At 54.8% G+C, this 3,975-nt stretch carries 3 protein-coding genes; 1 reads left to right on the forward strand and 2 read right to left on the reverse strand.

Going from position 1 to position 3,975, the window contains the following annotated elements; genetic code table 11:
* Nucleotides 1–359: 359 nt before the first annotated feature.
* Nucleotides 360–1,538, forward strand: coding sequence for an EAL domain-containing protein (locus HQL63_15910; protein ID MBF0178308.1), 1,179 nt, complete (start codon nt 360–362; stop codon nt 1,536–1,538).
* Between the two features lie 11 nt (nt 1,539–1,549).
* On the opposite strand, the gene mutY is transcribed toward HQL63_15910, so the two are convergent.
* Nucleotides 1,550–2,629, reverse strand: a complete 1,080-nt coding sequence (gene mutY / locus HQL63_15915; GenBank protein ID MBF0178309.1) for an A/G-specific adenine glycosylase — start codon at nt 2,627–2,629, stop codon at nt 1,550–1,552.
* A 59-nt stretch (nt 2,630–2,688) separates the two neighbouring features.
* Nucleotides 2,689–3,891, reverse strand: coding sequence for an undecaprenyldiphospho-muramoylpentapeptide beta-N-acetylglucosaminyltransferase (gene murG, locus HQL63_15920; protein ID MBF0178310.1), 1,203 nt, complete (start codon nt 3,889–3,891; stop codon nt 2,689–2,691).
* Between the last annotated feature and the right edge of the window lie 84 nt (nt 3,892–3,975).

The following is a 3,975-nucleotide window of genomic DNA, read 5'->3' on the forward strand; positions in this document are numbered from 1 at the left end:
TTTTCCCAGGCCTTTTTTGCGCTTTTTGCAAAAAAGGCTTAAGGGGCGACGGGCCTTGGTCCGCCTTCTGGCGCGTCTTTTTGCGCCAGAAGGCGGACGCATGGCAGGTTTGAAAAACAGGGATCAGCGGCATGTTTTTGCACATGCGATTGTCCTGACAGTTGTCAATCATTCCTTGATAAATGTATTATCTTGTTGTACGATGCGCGGATCTGACGTTTTGTGACTTTGTGTTGCAATAATAAAAATGAGTAAAATATTAAAAAAATGAAAGATCCTCTCCTGGCTGCGATCCAGGTTTGACATCCGGTCGCCAGATATATTGCCCATCATTCAAGAACATAAGGAGTTTGTCTGAAATGGGTTTTTCGTTGCATGACATCAAAATTGGTCTGGACCAGGACGAGTTTTGTTTTTTCTTTCAGCCAAAGATATCCTTTATGACAGGAAAGACCATCGGAGCCGAAGCTTTGGTGCGTTGGCGCCGCGATGGCCAATGGGTTTCACCCAACGACTTCATCCCCATATCCGAAGGCACCGGCTTCATCACCCTGATTACAGAGAAACTTTTTGGCGTGTTGATTTCCGATTTGGACAAAATCAGCCGGGAATATGGGAAAAACGTTCCCCTTGCATTCAACATATCGGCTCATGATTTAAAAAGCAGAAGATTTTATCAGCAAGTGCAAGAGTCCCTCGATAGAGGAGAGTTTGATCCGAGAAACATACAATTTGAAATGACCGAATCAACTGTCGCCGACATGTCAGTTGACTCCATTCAAATCATGCATGATTTTAAGAATATGGGAATCACCCTGGCGTTGGACGATTTCGGCACGGGCTACTCCTCCCTGGAGGTGTTGTCAACATTTCCGTTCTCGTTGATCAAACTTGACAAAAGCATCGTCGGAAAAATATTCAGTAGCGACAAGGCAGCCAATATCATCGGCTCCAATATAAGAATGGCCCAACGTATCGGCATGAGGATCGTTGCCGAAGGCATAGAAACGTGTGAAGTCTATAAAAAATTGCTTTACGGCGGTTGCCATCAAGGCCAAGGTTTTTTCATGGCAAAACCTATGGAGACGGATGATTTCATAGGATTTTTAAGGAAAGACAAGCAATTCAAGGGAAAACCCATCGGCTTGGTCTATCAGTCGCAATTGGATCACATCCAGTGGCGAAAAGATTTGATGGAGATGTTTTACCAGATACGCAATTCCCATTATGAAAATATTGATTACAAAAAAGACTTTTTATTCAATTCACTCATGAGGGACCATACCCGATGCAACCTCGGGCAGTGGTATTATGGGGATGGAAAAATATACCAAAACCACATACAGTATAAGGAATTGGAAAAGCCCCACGAAAACTTGCACAGAGAGGGGCGCCTTCTGCTTGAAGGGGTCTTGAACAACAGAAACGACGATAGCCTCGTCATGAAAATTTCAAAAATCAATAAAATTTCCGGAGAAATTATAAGAATTCTGCAAGATCTTGAAAATAGAGTCCACCACGACGACCAGGAAGACTGAATAAAGGGTAACTATTCAGCACTCATCAGGATTTTGCGATGCAGCGTCGCGATCGGGAGGCGATCCACCTCGTCTCGGCTGACCCAACGGCGCACCGTGGTGGGGTCGGACCCGGTTGGCTCGTCTGCACACCATGCGGCTTTCCACACCTGGGCTGTCAAATGAAAGTGGGTGAAGCTGTGGCGAACCGTCGGACACTGTTCGGCCCGGTCGATCTGCACGCCAAGCCGCTTTGTCAGCTCCCGGAGGGCCTGGGGGGCTAACGTGGTGGCTGGTTCGCTTCCCGGGGGTTCCCAAAGCCCACCCAATAATTTTTGTTCCGGTCGCCGGCAAAGAAGGATATGCGTTCCATCCCGCACCAACAGCAGCGAGAGTTGCTCCAGGCGGGGCTTTTCCTTGCGAGGTTGAGGGCGCGGAAAATCCTGCACGCGATCCAGGGCATGGGCGCGACAGGCCCCCTTCCAGGGGCAATGGGTGCATGCGGGTTGACGTGGCGTGCAGAGGGTGGCTCCCAAATCCATGATCGCCTGGGCGTAATCCCCGGGTCGGGTGGTGGGTGTCAGGCGTCGGGCACTCTCCCAAAGCGTCTTTTTGGCCATGGCAACGGGTTGATCGAGGGCGAGCAGACGCGCCAACACCCGCTGCACATTGCCATCCAGAATGGCATGGTGTTGATCATGCGCAATGGCCAGAATGGCTCCAGCAGTACTCGGACCTATCCCGGGGAGTTGCACCAGGGTGGAAAAATCGGTCGGCAGGCAACCCCCATGCCGCGCCACCACCTGCCGCGCGGCAGCGTGCAGAAAACGCGCCCGCCGGTAATACCCCAACCCCTGCCACAGGCCCAACACCTCCTCCAGTGAGGCCGCAGCCAGGGTTTCCATGTCCGGAAAACGGGTCAAAAATCGGGTATAATAGGGTATGGCCGTCGCCACGGTGGTTTGTTGCAACATGATTTCCGCCAACCAGATTCGGTACGGATCCCGGGTGGATCGCCAGGGAAGATCACGTCTGTGTCCGTCGTAATGTGCCAGCAAAAGATCGGCGAGACCGGGTTTCATGGGGCGGGAGTGTAACCGATCCGTACCCATGGAGAAAATATTCTTGGTAACTGTTCAGCCCCTTCCAGAAAAGTTTGCAAAAAAGGTAACTATTCACCACCCTTGCAAGAAAAGCTTGTTCTGGCCAGATCCAAAAGCGTGGCGACAATCTTTTGTGCTGCGTCGGGATGCGCCAGGGAACGCGCCCGCTGCCCAACACCAGCCATTTCCTCCCGATCCGCCAAACGCTGGCGCAAAAATTCGGTCAGCCATGCCACCGTAAATTGCGCCTGGGGCTGCATCCACGCCCCACCCGCCTCCACCAGGGCCCGGGCATTGGCCGTTTGATGATCGTCAGCAGCATAAGGGTAGGGAATCAACAACGCCGGCCTCCCCATGATCGTCAATTCGGCCAGTGTGGTCGCCCCGGCGCGGGCGATGATCAGATCAGCCGATTGGTAGGCTTGGGCCATGTCATGAAAAAATGGCGCACAAACCGCCGAAATTCCCGCCCGATGATAGATCGACTCCACAGCGGCGGCATCCTCGGCGCGCACCTGGTGCCACACCTGAACCTGCGCCACCCCCTCCTGTTGGGGCAGCTGGGCCAGAGCAGACGGAACCACCTCTGTCAGAATTTGCGCCCCCTGGCTGCCACCAAAGACCAATACCCGTAAAGGCCCCCCGGAAGACAATCCCCCCCCGACCGACGCCGCCTCCACCAGGCTTGCGCGCACCGGATTGCCGGTGAACAAAACTCTCCGGCCTGGAAACAGGGCCGACGCCTGCGGAAAGCTCAAACAGATTGTCTGCACCAGACGCCCCAACAATCTGTTGGCCAAGCCCGGCATGGCGTTCTGTTCATGCAAAACAGCGGGACAACCCGCAAGCCAAGCCGCAACCACAGCCGGCGCCGAGGCATACCCCCCAACCCCAAGAACGACGTGGGGCCGGAACTCCTGTAGAATTTGACGCGCACCCCACAGGCTCGGCAGCAGGCCGGCAAGGGTACGCAGACGCCGCCATACCCCTCGTCCCTTGAGCTGCCCGACGCGCAAAGTGGCCAGGCGCCGCCCCTCCCGAGGCAACAGCCGACTCTCCAAACCCCAGGGCGTGCCCACGAAAAGGACTTCACCACCAGTGGCGGCCTTCCAGGCATCGGCAACAGCCATGGCCGGGAACAGATGTCCTCCCGTCCCGCCACCGGCAATCAGCAACCGTTTCCCCGTGGTGGCTGCGAAAGAATCTCCGGAATCGGTGGATGCGACGTGGTCTTCCTCGCCCATCCCGGAAGGCTGGCCGGCTCCGCTCACGCCATCCTCCTGTTCTCGTCATGACTCACCACCCGGCAACGCATCGGGGTCCAGGGGGCTGGCTCCCTGGCAGGTCCAGGACAG

This window comes from Magnetococcales bacterium, from assembly GCA_015231175.1.
Taxonomy (GTDB): Bacteria; Pseudomonadota; Magnetococcia; order Magnetococcales; family DC0425bin3; genus HA3dbin3.